Below are 1,564 nucleotides of genomic sequence, written 5' to 3'. Positions count from 1 at the left end.
TCGTCCTGGTCTGCATGAAGAACCCGGACTTTTTCGACTTCTTCTTCATCCAGGAGCACTTCCTCCGCTACACCACCAAGATGCACGGCCGCTTCGAACCGTGGTGGTGGTTCATCCCGATAATCATAGTTGGCTCCATACCCTGGACGGGCTTCCTGCCGGGGGCGATAGCCGACGCCCTGCCCTCATCGATAGCCAGCCCGACCCGCCAGGACAGGGGCAAGATCTTCCTGCTGCTCTGGTTCGGCATCATCTTCCTTTTCTTCTCCATTTCCAATTCCAAGCTGATTCCCTATATCGTCCCGGTGATGCCTCCCCTGGCCATCCTGGTGGGTTCCTTTCTCGATCTTCACATGGACAGGGGCAAAACCAGGTCCCTGGGGATGGGCTTGCTCCTCAACAGCCTGGTGCTTCTGCTCTTCGGAATAGCGGCCGCCGCCTACCCTTTCCTGGACCAGAGGTACGGCAAGGAACTGCTTCCCTTCGTGGCCCCCGTGGCGGGAGTCCTTATCCTCCTGGTAGTTCTCTCCTGGACCTACTACCTGAAGGGTGAATCCCGGAAGGTAGTGCTGGCCCTCTGCATCTTCGCTTTTTTGAACATCGCCACCTTCAAGAATGTCTTCGCTTTTTACGACAGGATCATGAGCGCCAGGGACCTGGCCTCGGCAATACGCGAACAAGTCCTCCAGGGCGACGTGGTCGCCCAGTACCGCGACTACGACCAGGGCCTCCCCTTCTACCTGAAAAGGAGGATAGTCCTCGTGGACTGGAGGGGCGAACTTGAGTTTGGTTCAAGACGGGGAGACCAGTCGGACTGGTTCCTCGATTCCAGAGGTTTCATCGAACGCTACTGGGACTCCGGCGAAAGGGTCCTGCTCATCATGGGTGAGGAACAATCTACCGATTTCCTCCAGACGGGCGGGGTTCCGCCAAGGATCCTGGAGCGGATCGGGGACAAAATAGTGGTTACCAACAAGGGAGATGAAGGGGTCCAATGAGAGAGACATTCCTGCCATTCGCCAGACCGGATATAAGCGAGGAAGCCATTGCCGACGTGGCCGATTCCCTGAGGTCGGGGTGGATCACCACGGGACCCAAGGCGCAGAGGTTTGAAAAATCCTTTGGGGAGTACCTTGGGGTGCCCTATGCCCTGGCCGTGAACTCGGCCACGGCGGGGCTCCACCTCGCCCTGCTCGCCTTCGGCATCGGGCCCGGCGACGAGGTCATTACTACCCCCATGACCTTCGCCGCGACGGCCAACACGGTGATACTGACCGGCGCCAGGCCGGTGCTGGCCGATATAGACCCGGTGACGCTCAACATCAGGCCCGAACTGGTAAAAAAGGCCGTCACCCCGAGGACGAAGGCCATCATCCCCGTGCATTTCGCGGGCCGTCCCTGCGAGATGGAAACCCTAGAGGAAATAGCCGAAAAAAACGGCCTGGTCATCATCGAAGACGCCGCTCACGCCCTGGGGGCTTCCCGCCAGGGAAGGCCCATCGGCGCCCCCGCGAGAGAAAGGCAGGCCGCCGTCTTCAGCTTCCACCCCACGAAGAACATCACC

2 protein-coding genes are annotated in these 1,564 nt (G+C 59.6%); both read left to right on the top strand.

What is annotated here, in order from left to right:
• On the top strand, positions 1–998 hold a 998-nt coding region (locus tag GX108_02470), incomplete at its 5' end, for a hypothetical protein (protein NLO55912.1).
• Positions 995–1,564 (top strand): UDP-4-amino-4,6-dideoxy-N-acetyl-beta-L-altrosamine transaminase (locus tag GX108_02465; protein NLO55911.1); only part of this gene is annotated, 570 nt, incomplete at its 3' end. The genes GX108_02470 and GX108_02465, both read left to right, overlap by 4 nt.

Origin of the sequence: Thermovirga sp. (assembly GCA_012523215.1) — a bacterium.
In the GTDB taxonomy this organism is placed as follows: Bacteria; Synergistota; Synergistia; order Synergistales; family Thermovirgaceae; genus 58-81.
Note: the sequence above shows the minus strand (reverse complement) of the source record. Positions and strands in the feature narration are given on the sequence as shown.